This is a genomic window from Mycobacterium kiyosense, assembly GCA_021654635.1.
Classification (GTDB): domain Bacteria; phylum Actinomycetota; class Actinomycetes; order Mycobacteriales; family Mycobacteriaceae; genus Mycobacterium; species Mycobacterium kiyosense.
In genome coordinates this window covers 913,754-929,941 of record AP025179.1, presented here as the reverse complement: position 1 = coordinate 929,941, position 16,188 = coordinate 913,754, and the positions used below count along the sequence as shown (strand labels likewise).

Annotated in this window: 14 protein-coding genes and 1 pseudogene; 11 read left to right on the top strand and 4 right to left on the bottom strand. The window is 67.6% G+C overall.

The window, feature by feature from the left end; all coding sequences use genetic code 11:
* The first annotated feature begins 11 nt into the window (after nt 1–11).
* Genes L6444_RS04415 through L6444_RS04370 form a run of 9 tightly spaced genes read left to right on the top strand, consistent with a single transcriptional unit; the run spans nt 12 to nt 10,013 of the window.
* Complete coding sequence (locus L6444_RS04415) at nt 12–824, top strand: MlaE family ABC transporter permease (RefSeq protein WP_236980959.1); 813 nt, start codon at nt 12–14, stop codon at nt 822–824.
* A 53-nt stretch (nt 825–877) separates the two neighbouring features.
* Nucleotides 878–1,666: an MlaE family ABC transporter permease gene (locus L6444_RS04410; RefSeq protein ID WP_370653144.1), complete on the top strand. Its 789-nt coding sequence runs from the start codon at nt 878–880 to the stop codon at nt 1,664–1,666.
* Nucleotides 1,666–3,003, top strand: coding sequence for an MCE family protein (locus L6444_RS04405; RefSeq protein WP_236980957.1), 1,338 nt, complete (start codon nt 1,666–1,668; stop codon nt 3,001–3,003). Before L6444_RS04410 ends, L6444_RS04405 begins: the two co-directional genes overlap by 1 nt.
* On the top strand, nt 3,000–4,043 hold the full coding sequence (locus L6444_RS04400) for an MCE family protein (RefSeq protein WP_236980955.1): 1,044 nt from the start codon (nt 3,000–3,002) through the stop codon (nt 4,041–4,043). The genes L6444_RS04405 and L6444_RS04400 overlap by 4 nt, the downstream gene beginning before the upstream one ends.
* On the top strand, nt 4,043–5,095 hold the full coding sequence (locus tag L6444_RS04395) for an MlaD family protein (RefSeq protein ID WP_236983799.1): 1,053 nt from the start codon (nt 4,043–4,045) through the stop codon (nt 5,093–5,095). The genes L6444_RS04400 and L6444_RS04395 overlap by 1 nt, the downstream gene beginning before the upstream one ends.
* A complete protein-coding gene (locus L6444_RS04390; protein ID WP_236980953.1) occupies nt 5,092–6,198 on the top strand; it encodes an MCE family protein in 1,107 nt (368 codons plus the stop codon). The genes L6444_RS04395 and L6444_RS04390 overlap by 4 nt, the downstream gene beginning before the upstream one ends.
* Before the next feature lie 6 nt (nt 6,199–6,204).
* Nucleotides 6,205–8,478: an MCE family protein gene (locus L6444_RS30430; protein ID WP_459551905.1), complete on the top strand. Its 2,274-nt coding sequence runs from the start codon at nt 6,205–6,207 to the stop codon at nt 8,476–8,478.
* Nucleotides 8,465–9,091 carry a mce associated protein mas1a gene (locus L6444_RS04375; protein ID WP_236980951.1) on the top strand — a complete coding sequence of 209 codons (627 nt, stop codon included), beginning with the start codon at nt 8,465–8,467 and terminating at the stop codon, nt 9,089–9,091. Before L6444_RS30430 ends, L6444_RS04375 begins: the two co-directional genes overlap by 14 nt.
* Nucleotides 9,092–9,107: 16 nt before the next feature.
* Entirely contained in the window at nt 9,108–10,013 is a 906-nt protein-coding gene (locus tag L6444_RS04370) for an oxygenase MpaB family protein (protein ID WP_236980949.1), read from the top strand.
* Between the two features lie 5 nt (nt 10,014–10,018).
* Here the strand turns inward: L6444_RS04370 and L6444_RS04365 are convergent, their stop codons facing one another.
* From L6444_RS04365 to menD, 4 genes and pseudogenes are all read right to left on the bottom strand, one after another.
* On the bottom strand, nt 10,019–10,711 hold the full coding sequence (locus L6444_RS04365; protein WP_236980940.1) for a demethylmenaquinone methyltransferase: 693 nt from the start codon (nt 10,709–10,711) through the stop codon (nt 10,019–10,021).
* 34 nt (nt 10,712–10,745) lie between these two features.
* Nucleotides 10,746–11,897, bottom strand: a complete 1,152-nt coding sequence (locus L6444_RS04360; RefSeq protein ID WP_236980938.1) for a glycosyltransferase family 4 protein — start codon at nt 11,895–11,897, stop codon at nt 10,746–10,748.
* A 63-nt stretch (nt 11,898–11,960) separates the two neighbouring features.
* Nucleotides 11,961–12,449 carry a DUF3592 domain-containing protein gene (locus tag L6444_RS04355; RefSeq protein WP_236980936.1) on the bottom strand — a complete coding sequence of 163 codons (489 nt, stop codon included), beginning with the start codon at nt 12,447–12,449 and terminating at the stop codon, nt 11,961–11,963.
* Nucleotides 12,446–14,093: pseudogene (menD, locus tag L6444_RS04350) on the bottom strand (2-succinyl-5-enolpyruvyl-6-hydroxy-3-cyclohexene-1-carboxylic-acid synthase). Before menD ends, L6444_RS04355 begins: the two are co-directional and overlap by 4 nt.
* 78 nt (nt 14,094–14,171) lie before the next feature.
* Here menD and L6444_RS04345 point away from each other — a divergent pair.
* Together L6444_RS04345 and L6444_RS04340 are read left to right on the top strand one after the other, a co-directional pair.
* Nucleotides 14,172–15,689: a serine/threonine-protein kinase gene (locus L6444_RS04345; RefSeq protein WP_236980934.1), complete on the top strand. Its 1,518-nt coding sequence runs from the start codon at nt 14,172–14,174 to the stop codon at nt 15,687–15,689.
* Nucleotides 15,686–16,186 (top strand): hypothetical protein, encoded by a 501-nt coding sequence (locus tag L6444_RS04340; RefSeq protein ID WP_236980932.1) that lies wholly within the window; start codon nt 15,686–15,688, stop codon nt 16,184–16,186. Before L6444_RS04345 ends, L6444_RS04340 begins: the two co-directional genes overlap by 4 nt.
* Nucleotides 16,187–16,188: the final 2 nt, after the last annotated feature.

The window sequence follows — 16,188 nt, the reverse complement described above, 5'->3', positions numbered from 1 at the left end:
GAAGGAAGCGGATGACCTACGAGTTGCCGTCCCCGAAAGGCCCGCTGCGTGACGTAATGTCCCAGGGCGGCTACATCATCGGCTTCGCCGTCGAGGCGTTCGTCGGTGTCGTCGCCGCGATGCTGCGCCGTCGTTTCGCGGTGCAGGAGGTGGTCAATCAGACACTGTTCATCGGCCGGGTGTGCACCGGCCCCTCGCTGCTGTTGATGATGCCGATCGGCGTTTTCATCGCGGTGTCGGTCGGCGAGCTGGCCGGGCGGATCGGTGCGGGCGGCTATTCGGGTGCGGTGGTCGCGTTCATCATCGTCGGCCAGGCCGCAGCGCTGGTGTGCGCGCTGATGATGGCCGGCGTCGCCGGATCGGCGATCTGCACCGATCTGGGCTCCCGCAAGATCCGCGAGGAGATCGACGCCATGGAGGTGATGGGACTCGACGTGGTCGAGCGGCTCGTCGGCCCGCGCCTGATCGCCGCGGTGCTGGTGGCCGTCATGTTGTGCTCGATAGTCACCCTCGGCGGCGTGCTGGCGTGCTACGGCTACCACATCGGGGTCCAACATCTGCCCGCCGGAACGTTTCTCGCGACGTTCAGCCAATACGGCCGGGTCTCCGACTTCGTGATGGCGTTGATCAAGGCGGCCGTCTTCGGCCTCACCGCCACGCTGGTCGCGACGTTCAAAGGCCTACACGCCAAGGGCGGGCCCCGCGGGGTGGCCGACGCTGTCAACGAAACCGTCGTCATCGCGTTCGCGCTGGTGTTCATTCTCAACACCACGCTCTCGGCGCTCTACACCGTCGCGGTCCCCGCCGTCGGGAGTTATCGGTGACCGCAACTCTGCACCGGGGCTACCTGCTACCCGCGCACGCGGCATACCAGGGACTGGCCGTCGTCGGCCGACATGTCAGCTTCTACGTCAAAGTGCTTGCGTCGCTTCCGTATACGATCACCCGCTACCGAAAGCACACGCTGAGCCAGATCGGTGAGGTGACCTTCGGAACCAGCTCACTGCTGTCCGGCGGCGGCACCATCGGCATCGTGTTCGCCATGTCGCTGGCGGCCGCGATGATGCTGGGCGTCGAAACCCAACGCGGCCTGGACCTGATCGGCATGAACACGCTGTCGGGCATGCTGGCCGCGATCGCCAACACCCGCGAACTGGCGCCCGTGGTGGTCGCTATCGCCTTGGCCGCCAAGGTCGGAACGGGCTTCACCGCACAGATCGGAGCGATGCGGATCTCCGACGAAATCGACGCCCTGGACGCCATGGCGCTGCGTTCGGTGCCGTTCCTGGTCGGCACCAGGGTGGTGGCCTCGGCGGTATGCGTGATCCCGATCTACATGATCGGCCTACTCGCCAGCTACCTGTCCACCCGAACCGTGGTAGTGGTGTTCAACGGCGAATCGCCCGGCACCTACGACTACTTCTTCCACCTCGCGCTGAGTCCCCGCGACCTGGCCTACTCCGGCGTCAAGGCAATCGTCTTCGCGCTGGTGGTGGCCATGGTCCACTGCACCTACGGGTATTTCGCATCCGGCGGCCCGGTCGGCGTCGGCGAGGCGGCCGGCCGGGCACTGCGCACCGCGATCCTCGCGGTCGGGGTGCTCGACGTGCTGCTAACTTTCGCGCTGTGGGGTCTGGTGCCGCAGATCCCGGGGATGGGCGTGTGATGGCCCGGCAACGATCGACACGGTGGACGACGCTGAAACTCGCGCTGCGCGGGTTGGTCACCGTAATCGTCGCGATCGGTGTGGGGACGCTCCTGGTCGCGCGGGCCTCCGGCCGGCTCGAGCGCAGCACCGACGTCTTCGTGGGAGTACCGGTATCGGCCGGCATGATCACCAGCCAATCACCGGTGCGCTATCACGGCGTCAACGTGGGGCGGATCGCCGATATCGAGTCGGGCACCGAAACATCGAAGGTGCGCTTGGCGATTCGGGACGACATGCTGGCGAAGATTCCCGACTCAGTGGTGGCGCGCGTCGTTCCGCGCACCTTCTTCGGCGACATCTACCTGCAACTCGTCGATGCCGGACGGCGGTCGGCCCAGCCGTTGTCCCGCGGCCACCAGGTGGCCATGGACACCGGGGCCGACGCGATGGCCCTCTACGACGTGTTCACCAAGGTGGTCGCGCTGTTCTCGCAGATCAAGCCGGAGCGCATGCAGGTCGCCCTCGCCGCGATCAGTCAGGCTCTGCGCGACCGCGGAACCGAGATCGGCTCGATGATCGACGATCTCAGCGACAGCGCACGCGTCCTGACTCCGTCGCTGACCGCGTTTCTGGATGCCACACCGCAATTCCGCGCCGTGCTGGACTCCCTGCACACCGCCACCCCCGACATCGTCAAGACCCTGGCCGCGGCCACCTCGGTGTCCAACAGGATGGCAGACGACCGGCAGAACATCGGCCGCGCCGCCGACGCACTGGCCCGCTTCGCCGGAGTGTTCACGTCATTTCTGGCCGACCACCGCGAACAGCTCATCACCGTCGTCGACTCCGCCGGGAAAATCCTCGCGACGGCGGGCGCCCAGCCCGTGGGCCTGCTCGACACTCTGGCCGGCGCACAGGCTTTCGGTGCCGGCGCAGCACGGGTCTTCGCGACCGGAAAGTTCAGCATCACCGCCGTCGGCACCTTCGCCGGGCCGATGCCCTACACCGAGCAGGACTGCCCGGTCTACGGGCTCAGCCGCGGCGCGCACTGCGCCGAAGCCGGGCCGGACGGCCCGGCTCCGCCACGCTCCACCGATCCCTACCAGCTTCCGCGCGCCGACCTGCCGGTGACGCCCTTCGTGCTGCCCGACCCCCATCTGCCGGCCGACGCGGCGGGGCAGCCCGGACCACACGTCGCGCCGTCGGCCAATGTCGTTGACGCCGAGGATCAGTCGCACGCGCTCACCGTCTTGCAGGACCGGTTACTGGGCGGCGGACCCTCGACGCGGCCCAGCATCGCGACGGTACTGATGCTGGGACCCCTGGTGCGCGGCACCGAGGTGCGGCTCGGATGAAGATCGAATCACCCGCCCTGGCCAAATTGGGCACGTTCGTCACCGCCGGGGTGGCATCGGCCGTCCTGGTGGTCAACACCTTGTCGACGCCCGTGCACGGGCCCACCGTGCATTACGTCGTCGAGTTCAGCAGCGTGGAAGGTCTCAACGTCGGCAACCCGGTCACCATGAACGGCGTCCGGATCGGCCGAGTCGACTCGATCCGCTCGGCCCCCAACGGGGACGGCACCAGACGTGCCGACGTCGGAGTCGAGGTCCAATCCAATTACCCTCTCTCCCAACATGTTACGGCTGCAGTACGGTATGGCGACATGCTCGGCGCCCGATACGTCGCGCTGTCCGACCCGGACGGCGGCATCAGCAAACTGTCCACCGGCAACGAGACCAAGCCGCTGGGCGCCGGTGCGGTCATCCCGCTGAGCCAGACCGCTCCCGCGGTGGACCTCACCGCACTGCTGAACGGGTTCAAACCGCTCTTCGACTCGCTGCAGCCCGCGCAGGTGAACACCTTGACCCGCGGCTTCGTCGAGACCTTCAGCGGCCAAACCCAGACGCTGGCCACGCTGATCACCCAGATCGCCACCATCACAACGTCATTGGCTACCCGAGACGACGTGTTCGCCCGGCTGATCGACAACCTCGCCGCACTGGTCCAGACGGTCAAGGTTCGCCAACCCCGGCTCGAGGAGTTGCTCGACGGCCTGCACCGGCTGACCTCCACCGTCGCCGACGGCGGCAAACTCGAGCTGCTGATCGACCAGGGCAACGCGGTGTTGGCCACCCTGGGCAACACGGTGGCAGCCTCGGGTGCCGCGTACGCCACCAGCGTCAGCGAACTCAAGACGATGCTGGACACTTGGGAGCCCAGCACCGACGAGTTCACCCGACTGCTGGGCAACCTGCCGCAATTCGGTGACGCCATCAACCACACCACCAGCTATGGCGGCTTCGTCAGCCTCTACCTGTGCAACTTCACCATCAAGATCTCCCGGCACGAGGCGAACATCTTCGGCCGCAGACATTCCGAGGTGTGCCTGTGATGGTCCTGGTCAAACTCATCGACCTGTTCGTCGGTGTGGTGATCTTCCTGTTCGTCGACAAGCGGCGCCACAATCCGTCGATCCCGCTGGCGCTGGGCTCGATCGGAACGTTCACGCTGATCACCGCGATGCTGATCTCGATCGGCATCCCGCGTGTCTGGTATTACGCGCGCACCGATGCCTGCGCGGCCGAACTGGCCAACGCAGCGGGACTGAGCAGCGGTGAACCGGTGTACGTGGCCGGCGTGCCGGCCGGACGGGTGGAAAACGTCGAATTGGCAGGCGATCACGTCCGCGTCGCCTTCCGGCTGGACAACGGTCAGGCACTGGGCAACCAGACCACCGCCACGGTGCGACTGCGCACCGTGTTGGGTAAGCGGTTCCTGGACGTGATGCCCGCCGGAACCGTCGACCCGCACAGCGCCACGCTCATCCCGCTGTCCCGCACCACGGTGCCCTACAGCTTCGACGACGTCGGGCGCAAAGCCGAGGAGTCCGCATCCGGCGTCGAGCAACGCACGCTGGCCGAGACGATGCGAACCCTGATCGCGTCGATGCCCGGCGACAACGAGGAGCTCGGCGCCGCGCTCGCCGGAATCGGCGCGGCCAGTGCCGGTTTCGCTCGCAACGGCGACAAGGTCGACCAGATGCTGCGCGTCTTTCGCTCGCTGTCGGAGCTGTTGACGCGCCAGACCGACACGCTGGCCGACACCGCGGGCAACGCCGCCCACATCGTCGCCGCCCTGGCCGCCCGCCGCGAGGCGCTGACCCGGATCGCCGCGAACCTGCGGGCGGTCCTGGCGCAGCTGTCGACGGTATACACCGCGAAACAGTCTGACTTCCAGGCGCTTACCGCCGGCCTGACCCGGGTGACCGGGACCCTGAAGTCCAACGCGGACAAGATCGACGCGATCCTGCTGAAGATGCCACCGGCGATCCGCGCGGTGGTCAACGCGACCGGCACCGGCAACTGGGCCGACGTCAATTCGCCCTCCCTGGTGATGCCGGACAACCTGTTGTGCGCGTTGAACATTCAACGGGAGTGCCGATGAACGGCCGGCGTTGGGCGGTGCTAACCGCAACGGTGCCAGCGCTGCTGGCCGCAGCGTGGTTCACCTTCGGCCACACCGACAACTCGACCACCGTGCACGCAGACTTCAACTACGTCAACGGCATCTACCCCGGCAGCAAGGTCACCGTGCTGGGCGTGCCGGTCGGACGTGTCACCGACGTACATCCACAAGGCACCACGGTGCGCGTCAGCATGAGCCTGCCCGGCAACGTCGCGCTACCTCCCGAAGTGGACGCCTACGTGGTCAGCCCCGCGCTGATCAGCGACCGCAGCGTGGAACTCGGTCCGGCGTACCGCGGTAGCGGCCCGACGCTGCGCAGCGGACACGTCATCCCGGCCGAGCGCACCCACGCGCCCATCACGTTCGACAGCATGCTCGGCAGCCTCAACACCCTGACCGCGGCGCTCGGCCCGCAGCAGGGCGACCTCGGTGAAGTGCTGGCCCGCGGCACCGAACAGTGGCGCGGCCAAGGCAAGCAGTTCAACGCCGCGATTCGAAACCTCAGCTCCGCCACCGGCGTGCTGGGTGCCCGAGCCGAGGACATCGGCGCCCTGGTCGACAATCTGACCGCGTTGACGAACGCGTTCGAGCGGCGCCAGGTGTCGTTGAACACGCTGGTCGAACAACTCGGCGAGCTGGGACAGAGCTGGGCCGATCAGGATCCGGACATCACCGGCTCGATGAACGATCTGAAGGTGGTGCTCGACCAGGTCAACACCTTCACCGCCACCCACGGCAACGACTTGGGCGCGGTGGCGGCCAACCTGAACGCCGTCGGTGAGGTGCTGACGGCCAAACGCCCCGCGCTGGCCGAATTCATGGACCTGGTGCCGCTGATGATGCAGAACCTGTCGGCGACGGTCGGGCCGGACCGTCGGGGGCGGATCCGGCTCAACGTGTCCACGGTGCTGACCCAGTTCGCCGCCGCCCAGCATTTCTGCGAGACCTACCTGCTGCCGATGTGCACGGGCGCCGGAATCACCAACCCGGTCTCCTACCCGATCAGCCGGTCGGATCCGTTGGGGTTCATCACCGCCGTCACCGGTCAATCGCCGCCGCCGAACCCGAAATACCCGAGGTGAGCGCGCATGGCTAAACCGACCGCGACCACCGCCGCGCTGTGTTGCGCCGCCGGCCTGGGTGCCGTTGTGCTGTACGGAGTTTCCGATGCCGGCATCCAGGATCTGCCGCTGGGCCGCGACGCTCCGGGCACCGCGATGACGGTGACGGTGCTGCTGCCCACCGCCGACGGCATCACCATCGGTGCAGACGTGCGCAACGGCCAACGAGTGATCGGCAGAGTCAAATCCATGAGCATGGCCGCCGCGGGGGCATCGGTACAACTGAGTCTGCAGACCGACGCCAGACTGCCCAAGAACAGTGTGGCGCGCGTGGAACTCCCGTCCGCCCTGGGCAATCCGTTCGTCCGGCTCAGCGCGCCGACGCAGCCGTCGGGCGCCGTGCTCGACGACGGTGACGTGATCCCGTCCAACCGCACCGAGGTGGGACCCCAGATCGAGGGCGCGCTGGCCACCTTCGGAGCACTGCTCAGCCGCAGCGGAATCGACCAGCTGACCACCATCGTCACCGAGCTGAACAAGGCGTTCGGCGGTCGATCCGACAAGATCCGGACGTTGGTGCACACATTCAGCGCACTGGCAGCCAAAGCCGTTGCCCATCATGACGAGTTCGAGCAGGCGATGAGTCTGGCGGCCGACGTCAGCGCTTCGCTCACGCACGACCAGTCAGTCGTGACCGGGTATCTGGACGCGGTGCCGCGTGTGGTCGCCATACTCGACGTTCAACGTGCGCAACTGAATTCGCTGTTCTCCTCCACCACCGCGCTGGCCGCGGTAGCCAACAACGTGCTCTCGGCCACCGACCTGGCGGCGATGGTCGGCGACGCGGGACGGGGTGATCACCACCCTGGGGATGTACAACGACCGACTGGGCGCGACGTTGGCGACCATGAACGACTTCCTGGAGAAATTCGGCAAGTCCGTCCACGGCGACTACCTGATGTTCGACGGTGCGCTGGACATCCCCGGGACGATCGACAAGATCCTCACCGGCGGACTGCTGGTGAACGGAACGCCCACCCCGGCTCCGTACGGCCTGGAAGGCTTCCTGTCGGGCGGGCTTCGATGAAACGCCTGGTGATCATCCAGCTGGCGATCTTCGCGCTGATCGCGGCAATCGTGATTCCCTTCGGCATCCGTTATGTGGCCGGCCCACAAGGCTTTCGGACGCCGATCCTGCTCACCGCCACCATGGCCGATGCATTCGGCCTCACCCCGGGCACCAGCGTTACCGTGCGCGGGGTGCAGGTCGGCACGGTCGAATCGGTGACACTGGACGCCGACGGGCTGGCCAAGGTGCGCATCGCCGTCGACCCGCGGACCCGGATTCCCCGCGACAGCATCCTTACCGTCGGCATGGGCACCGCCGCCGGTATCCAGAGCGTGGACATTCTGCCGCAGCACGACGGAGGCCCATACCTGGCCTCCGGCGACGTCATCGCCGCGCCCGCCGACCGCCAGCCGGTGCAGATGGACCGGGTGATGCAGGACGCCGCCCGGCTGGTCAAGACCATCGATCCCGCCACCGTCGGCGCCGTCGGCACCGAACTCGCCGACGCGTTCGGCGGGCTCGGCCCCAGCATGGCCGCGCTGATCGACAACGGCGCCGACATCGCCCGACGGATCCGCGCCCAGTCCGGCAGACTGCAACCACTGATCGAAGGCACCACCGCACTGGTGACGGCGATGGCCGCCCAGCGCACCACGTTCGTCAATGGGATGCGGGCGAGCGCGCACCTGGCCACCCAGCTCGACGCCAGCGGACCGGTCTTTCTCTATCTGACCGATCATTCGCCGGCGATCATGGGTTCGCTGCAACACGTATTGGACACCTACGGCGGCACTTTCGGCGCCACCCTGGCCAACCTGGCCGCGGTGGTCCCAGTGATCTCCGATCGCACCGATTCGCTGCAGACCGGACTGACGTCGATACCGAAGGGCCTGCGCGACCTGGCCTCGATCGTGAAGGGCGACCGGGCCGATTTCGCGCTGATCGCCACCCAGGGGCCGGTGTGCAATTACGACGTCAACCGGCGGACCATCGGAGACGTCAGCCCGGTTGAACCCAACCTGGTGATGTATTGCCCGCCGGCGCACGACATGCTGATGCGCGGCGCGGTCAACGCGCCGCGACCCGACGAGTTGGGCATGGAAAACTCGCAGATCCCCGGTTCCCCCATCGGTCCCCCGGTGGTCAAAGACCCCATCAAAATCCCGACACTGGCCGAGATCGTCTACCGGTGGCGGGCCATTCTGAGAGGAAACTTCGATGAACCCCACTGACAACTTAACTGACCCGATCGACGAAGCGGCGGAGGCCGCCGACGACTCCGAACACGGTGCGGTACTGACACTGGACAAGCCGGCCGAGGATGAAACCGATTCGGACGCAACAGATGAGGCCCCGTCGACCCCTTCCCGCCGGCGACGGCTGCGCCGGATGAGTCTCGTCGCGGCGGCGCTGGCCGCGACTGCCGCGCCGGCCATGCTGTCGTGGAGTTTCTACCAGCATCGGCACACCGAACAGCTTGCGCAGCAGGCGGTTTCGACCACCCGCGGCTATCTGGAGGCGATGGCCGCCTTCAACTACCAGGACCTCGACGCCAATCGCGCCACCATCACCGCGGGTTCCACCACGGAATTCGCCCACAAGTACGACGAGATGGTCAAGGCGCTGCGCGACATCGTAGTCACCAGCAAGGGCGTCGCGACGGCCACCGCCAGCCATGTGACGGTTGAACACCTCGGCGACTCCTCAGCCGTCGTCGTTGGGTTCGTCGACCAGCACGTCACCAATGTCACCGCGCCGCAAGGCAACAGCCAGAAGTACCGGATGGTGGTCACGCTGATCCGCAGCGGCGACCGCTGGATTGTCAACGACGTCGAAACCGTCTGAGCGAAAGGAACTCCCGATGGCCGCCCGCCACCTCGCCGAAACGCCGTACCAGCCGTCACTGACGACTGCCCAGACCCGGATTCAGATCACCCAGCGCACCCCGCGCTGGAACTCCAAACTGGTGGACCTCACCGATGCGCTGGACTTCTGGGCGTTCGCCGGCGCGGCCGCCAACGTCATCATGCAATTGTCCTGGCCTGCAGTCGGATACGGCGTGATGGAGAGCCGGGTCACGTCTGGCCGGCTGACCGACCACCCGTGGAAGCGGGCACGCACCACCACCCAGTACCTGGCCGTGGCCATCCTGGGCGACGACGAGGAGCGCAAGGCCTACCGCCAGGCCGTCGACGTCGCGCACCGGCAGGTGCGGTCAACCCCGGACAGCCCGGTCAAGTACAACGGGTTCAGCCGCGAACTGCAGATGTGGGTGGCGGCGTGCCTGTTCATCGGCTTCGAGGACACCTACCAGTTGCTGTACGGCAAGATGACCGAGGAGCAGGCCGAGCACTTCTACGCCTCGGCCATGCCGCTGGGCACCACGCTGCAGGTGACCGCCGACCAATGGCCCGCCACCCGAGCCGGTTTCGACGTTTACTGGAACACCGCCTGCGAGCGCATCCACATCGACGACGCGGTGCGCGGCTACCTCGACGACCTGGTGCGACTGAAGATGGTCAATCCGCTGCTACGGGTGATGTTCGGACCGCTGCTGAGGTTTCTGACCATCGGCTCGCTGGCACCGGTGTTCCGCGAGGCGATGGGCTACCAGTGGACCGACGTCGACCGCCGGCGTTTCGAACACCTCTTCCTGTTCGTCTCCTTCGTCAACCGGCTACTGCCCAAGGCCATCCGGCAGGGCGGCAGCCACGTACTGATGAGTGACGTCCGACGGCGCATCCGGCGGGGCAAGCCGCTGATCTGAGCCGCTCAGCGCAGCGGCTTGTAGGCCGCGTGCAGGGCGACGATACCGCCGGTCAGGTTTCGCCAGCGCACCGTCGACCAACCGGCCAGCGCGATCTGTTGCGCCAGCGCCGCCTGGTCGGGCCACGCCCTGATCGACTCGGCAAGGTAGACATAGGCTTCGGGGTTGCTGGACACCGCCCGCGCCACCCGCGGCAGCGCCTGCATCAGATACTCCTTATAGGTGGTGGCGAACAACCCGTTTGTGGGAGTGGAGAATTCGCACACCACCAGCCGGCCCCCGGGACGAGTCACCCGCGCCATCTCACGCAGCCCGGCCGCAAAGTCGACCACATTGCGCAACCCGAAGCTGATGGTGACCGCGTCGAACACCTCGTCGGCGAACGGCAGCCGGGTGGCGTCCCCGGCGACCTTGGGCACGTTGCGGGCGCTGCCCGCGGCCAGCATGCCGACCGAGAAGTCGGCCGCCACGCACCACGCCCCGGACTTGGCCAACTCGACCGTGGACACCGCCGTGCCGGCAGCCAGATCCAGCACCCGCTGGCCGGGCTTGACGCGCAACGCGGACCGGGTGGCCCGGCGCCAGTACCGGTCCTGACCGAAGGAGAGCACGGTGTTGGTGATGTCGTAGCGGCGCGCGACACCGTCGAACATCGACGCGACGTCTCGGGGGTTCTTGTCCAGGTCCGCTCTGCTCACGGTGCCGACGCTACCGTGGCCGCCTGAAGCGCCCTCAGGCCCTTCGGGTGCGCCACACCGCGGTGCGTGCCCTCACCGCAGGTGACAACACCGCCTCGTAGTGCCCGAGCAGCTCGTCGCAGATGACCGGCCAGCTGCGGCCGAGCACGCTGCGCCGGGCCGCCTGCGCGTAGCGTGGCCGGTCGGCCAGCAGATAGGCCACCGCGCCCGGCAGCCGCGCTTCGAACTCCTCGACCGGCAGCAACAGGCCGGTGCGGCTCGGCGCGATGAGATCGCGTGGGCCGCCGGCGTCGGGGGCGATAACCGGCAACCCCGACGCCAGCGCTTCCTGCACGACCTGACAGAACGTCTCGTGCTCGCCGGGGTGCACGAAGACGTCCATACTGGCGTACGCCGCGGCGAGTTCATCGCCGTAGAGTGCGCCGGTGAAAACCGCTGTGGGCAGCAGTGATTGAAGCTTGGCGCGGTCCACGCCGTCGCCGACCACTACCAGACGGACCCCGCCGTCGGCCGCCAGCGCCGCCAACCGCTCGACGTGTTTCTCCGGGGCCAGCCGGCCGACGAATCCGACGATCGGCCTGCCGTCCGGCGACCAACGCCGTCGCAGCGTCTCGTCGCGGGCCGACGGCGCATAACGGAGCAGATCGACCCCGCGGCCCCACCGGTGAAGCCGTGGAAAGCCTTGCGCAGCAAGGACTTCCATGGTCGGGGTGGACGGCGCCAGCGTGCGGTCGGCCAGACCGTGCAGGTGCCGGAACCACGCCCAGGCTGCCCGGGTGGCCGTCGGAATGCCGTAGCTCGCGGCGAAACCCGGTACGTCGGTTTGGTAGACGGCCACCGTCGGCACGCCGAGTCGGCGCGCGGCGCGCAGCCCGCCGTAGCCGAGCAGCGCCGGTGAAGCCAGGTGCACCACGTCGGGGTCGAAGCCGCGCAGCGCCCGCAACATGCGAACAGTGGGCACGCCCAGCGGTAGCGTGGTCACCTTCGGGAACATCCGCGAGGGCGTGCGGTGCACCCGCACACCGTCGTGCAGGCGTTCGGCCCGCGGCTCACCCGGTGGGTTGTCCGGCGCGATGACCAATGCTTCGTGACCGGTGCGCCGCAGATGCTCAAGCACCCGGATCACCGAGTTGCTGACACCGTTCACCTGCGGGAGGAACGATTCGGCGACGATTGCAACGCGCACGCCAACCACCGTCGCAGTGCCGCCTGTCGGGAAGGTTGCGCCGGGGAATACTCGACGCGAAATCTAGTGCTTGAGCCGTTTGTCCAGAACCGCCAGCCCGATCAGTGCCCCGGTGGCCAGCAGCCAGGCCGCCACCGCGATGGACCCGGCGGGAATGATCGCCAGCCCGGCGTTGCGGTGCTGCACCCGGACCAGGTTCGGATCCTTCTTGTTGTACTCGACGTAAATCCGCATTCCGGTAGCCAACTCCGACGGGTAGAGCACGCCGAGCTCCGGCCGGTAAGTGACGCGATCGGGGGTGACGAACTCGATGGTGGAGCGCCGCGGGCCGGCACTGAGCACCTCGGCCTGCGCCACCCCCATGCTGCGGCCGATCGCCAGGTCATTACGGAAAGCGCCCGCCACCAACAGCACCGACTGCAGCGTCACCAGCAGCGTGACGATCAGCACCCCGATACGCACCCAGCGCACCACAATCCGCGGCCGGGTCTGCGGCGGCTGGTCGCTGGTGCCGTGAATCAATATGTGCAGCAAGGATTTCGGGGACTTCATAAGGCGGCCCGGATGGCGGCATGCAGCTGCCGAAGCGACGAGCGGTCGGCTTTCACTTCCAGCACCCGCATCCCGCCGGCCGGCTCGCTCAACGCCGGCGCCAGCTGGTCGACCTCGATCTGGCGGCTCTCCACGTGGTACGCGCGGCACAACGCGCCGACGTCGACGTCGTGCGGGGTGCCGAACACCCGCGACGACACGTCGGAGAAGCGCGGGTCGCCCTGCTCGAGCAGCTCGAAGATGCCGCCGCCGTTGTCGTTGGACACCACGATGGTCAGATCCCGCGGAACCGGCTCGGTGGGCCCGATCAGCAGCCCGGAGCTGTCGTGCACGAACGTGAGGTCCCCGATGAGTGCGACGGTGCGCCCGTGGTGGGCCCGCTCGTGGGCCAGCGCCGCCCCGATCGCGGTGGACACCGTCCCGTCGATCCCGGCGACACCGCGATTGGAGCGCACCCGGATGCCGTGGGTGTCCAACCCGACCAGCGCCATGTCGCGCACCGGGTTGGAGGCGCCCAGCACCAGTTGGTCCCCGGGGCGCAGCCCGTCGCTGACGGCGGCGGCGACGTGCAGTCCCGTGGTCAGCGGATGATCGGCGAGTTGCCCGCGCACCGCGGCCAGCGCTTTTGCGTTCAGCTCCGCGCAGCGGCGCAACCAGGCCGGGTCGGGGGTGCCGGTGGTGACCGCACGGGTGCCGGTGGCCTGCGAATTACCGGATACGTCGGGCCAGCGCGGTCCCGTCGTCAACGCGAAAACCGGCACCTTGGCGTCGGCCAGCAACGCCGACACCGGACGGTGCAGGGGTCGGCCGGCCCAGCATGATGACCTGCTTGGGCCGAAGCAGCGGCAACGCCAGGGGATGTAGCGGGTTGCCGCCGGACACCGGGGCCGGCGCGGTGGGCTCGGCGACGGTCGGCAATTCCGCGAGGTTCGGGTGCACGCCCGCGCCGTGCCCTGCGATGACGACGGTGTCCGGCGTCAGGTCGATGTCCAGCGGCTGGTCGAACGTCACCGGCGGGGTGTAGGTCCACGGTTTTCCGTCGGGACGGCCCGCCGGGGTCGCCGGCCCGTGCGGTTCACGATCGGGCACCAGCGGCTCCCGCAGCGGGATGTCGAATTGCACCGGGCCGGCGTTGGCGCTGCGCGATCCCGTCGCGGCGGCCAGCACCCGGCAGGTCGCCGACCGCCACGTCGCGTTGAGCGCGGCGATGCTGCTGGGCCTGTCCTCGGCCAGGCCCAGGCTGATGGTCGCGCGCACCTGGGTGCCGAAATAGCCCAGCTGCTCCATGGTCTGGTTGGCCCCGGTGCCCAGCAGTTCGTAGGGCCGGTTGGCCGATAGCACGATCAGCGGCACCCGGGCGTAGTTCGCCTCCACCACCGCCGGGCCCAGGTTGGCCACCGCGGTGCCCGACGTCATCGCGATGCACACCGGCGCGTCCGCCCCGATGGCCAGGCCGATGGCCAGAAACCCCGCGGTGCGCTCGTCGATGCGCACATGCAACCGGATCCGGCCGGACCGGTCGGCGTCCTGCAGCGCGAAGGCCAGCGGCGCGTTGCGTGAACCCGGGCACAGCACCACGTCGCGGACCCCGCCGCGGATCAATTCGTCGACGACGATGCTGGCCTGAGTCGTCGAGGGATTCACTACTACAGGGTGTCACATCGGCGCCCTACGCCGTGCGGGGCCGAATTTGGCGCCCGGCAGTCAGTAGGATTTGCTGTCATGCCGCTACGCGATGGCGACGTCTTTGCCGGTTACACGATTCTGCGCCTGCTGGGCTCCGGCGGCATGGGCGAGGTGTACCTGGCGCAGCACCCCAGGCTGCCGCGATTAGAAGCGCTGAAGATTCTGCCCGCGTCGCTCACCGGCGACGCGGAATTCCGGCAGCGGTTCAACCGCGAGGCCGACCTGGCGGCCACGCTGTGGCACCCGCACGCACATCGTCGGTCTGCACGACCGCGGCGAGTTCGACGACCAGCTGTGTGGATCACCATGGACTACGTCGAGGGCACCGACGCGGCACGCTTACTGCAGGAAGCCGGCTCCGGCGGGCTGCCGCAACGACAAGTGCTGGAAATCGTTGCCGCCGTCGCCGACGCGCTGGACTACGCACACCAGCGCAACCTGCTGCATCGCGACGTCAAACCGGCCAATATCCTGCTCACCGGAGCGCAGACCGATCAACAGCGAATCCTGTTGGCGGACTTCGGAATTGCCCGTCGCGCTGACGAAATCAGCGGTCTGACGGCAACCAACGTGACGGTCGGATCGATCGCCTACGCGGCGCCCGAACAGTTGACGGGCCAGCCGCTGGACGGTCGCGCGGACCAATATGCGTTGGCCGCCACAGCTTTTCACCTGCTGACCGGCGTTGCACCCTACGAGTCCTCCAACGCGGCGGTGATCATCGGCAAACACCTCACCGCCCCGCCGCCGGTGCTGGCCGAACACCGCCCCGAGTTGGCGCCGCTGGACGCGGTGCTGACCAAGGCGATGGCCAAGGATTCCGCGCAGAGATATGCGCGATGTCAGGATTTCGCGCAGGCGCTGGCGGCCGCGGCAGCGACGGATGTTGCGCCGCAGCGTCAACCGGCGACGCAGCCGGCGCCGGTGTGGCCGCCGGTCGAGCCGGCGCCCCGGGCCGCCGCGCCGTGGCCGGTGCCCGATCAGCCACCGCCACACCCGAGGGCTCCCTGGCAGCCGGGGCCACCGCCGCCCTGGCAGCCGGCGCCATATCCCGCGCCGGCCCGGGTGCGGTGGCCGGCGATCGTGGTGCCGTTGGTGCTAGCGGTGCTGCTGCTCGGCGCGGTCAGCTTCGCGGCGACGCAGGTTTTGCGTCCGCGGGCGCAGGCGTCCACCGCGACGCCGCAGTGGCAACCGTATGTCGACTACGCCAAGCAGTTCACCGTCTGGCTGACCAGTTTGAACTCACAGTCCGCCGCCAGTGACATTCAGCGCATCATCGACGGCTCGACCGGCGAATTCCTCAACGACTTCGCAAATCGCAGAGCCGATTTCACCCAGTCGGTGATCGACTCCAAAGTGGACAGTCAAGGCACCGTTAACGGCGCCGCATTCGAATCGTTCGAGGGTACGTCAGCTTACGTTCTTGTCGCCGCAACATCGAAAGTCACCAATAGTTCCGGCGCAAACCAGGATCCCCGAAATTGGCGGTTGCGGTTGAAAGTTGAGCACATCGGCACCGGCTACAAAGTTTCCAAAGTGGAGTTCGTGCCGTGAAACGGGCCGCCTGGTGGGTGCTCGTCGTCATGCTGGCCGCTGTAACGCTTGCCGCCGCATTCGTCGGCGACTGGCAGTGGCAGGCCAAGAGTCGCCGACCACCACCCGTCGCCGATCAGCCCGCCGATCTAACGCTGGCAATCCAAGCCGCGACCAGCTGCACAGTCAAAATTCTGACTTATTCGCCCGGCACCCTCGACCGCGATTTCGCTGCGGCGAAAACGTGCCTCACGGGAGATTTCCTAGCCTATTACGACCAGTTCTTCAATCAGACCATCGCACCCAGTGCTCGGGATAGGGGACTCACGACTTCCGCGACGGTTGCGCGAGCCGGGGTTCAAAGCCTGACCAACGACTCGGCCGCGATCCTGGTCTTCGTCAACCAATCGACCACCAGCAAAGACAAAACGGAGCCTGCGGTGGCGGCAAGTTCGGCTCTGGTGAGTATGACCAAAGTGAAGGGCACCTGGCTGGTAGACAAGTTCAACCCGGTCTGAGT

Bases quoted from the DNA above. Each gene is read 5' to 3' on its own strand.
- L6444_RS04355 (WP_236980936.1), bottom strand. From the start codon at position 12,449: ATGAAGTCCCCGAAATCCTTGCTGCACATATTGATTCACGGCACCAGC.
- L6444_RS04375 (WP_236980951.1), top strand. From the start codon at position 8,465: ATGAACCCCACTGACAACTTAACTGACCCGATCGACGAAGCGGCGGAG.
- L6444_RS04395 (WP_236983799.1), top strand. From the start codon at position 4,043: ATGGTCCTGGTCAAACTCATCGACCTGTTCGTCGGTGTGGTGATCTTC.
- L6444_RS04405 (WP_236980957.1), top strand. From the start codon at position 1,666: ATGGCCCGGCAACGATCGACACGGTGGACGACGCTGAAACTCGCGCTG.
- L6444_RS30430 (WP_459551905.1), top strand. From the start codon at position 6,205: ATGGCTAAACCGACCGCGACCACCGCCGCGCTGTGTTGCGCCGCCGGC.
- L6444_RS04390 (WP_236980953.1), top strand. From the start codon at position 5,092: ATGAACGGCCGGCGTTGGGCGGTGCTAACCGCAACGGTGCCAGCGCTG.
- L6444_RS04345 (WP_236980934.1), top strand. From the start codon at position 14,172: ATGCCGCTACGCGATGGCGACGTCTTTGCCGGTTACACGATTCTGCGC.
- L6444_RS04415 (WP_236980959.1), top strand. From the start codon at position 12: ATGACCTACGAGTTGCCGTCCCCGAAAGGCCCGCTGCGTGACGTAATG.
- L6444_RS04370 (WP_236980949.1), top strand. From the start codon at position 9,108: ATGGCCGCCCGCCACCTCGCCGAAACGCCGTACCAGCCGTCACTGACG.
- L6444_RS04400 (WP_236980955.1), top strand. From the start codon at position 3,000: ATGAAGATCGAATCACCCGCCCTGGCCAAATTGGGCACGTTCGTCACC.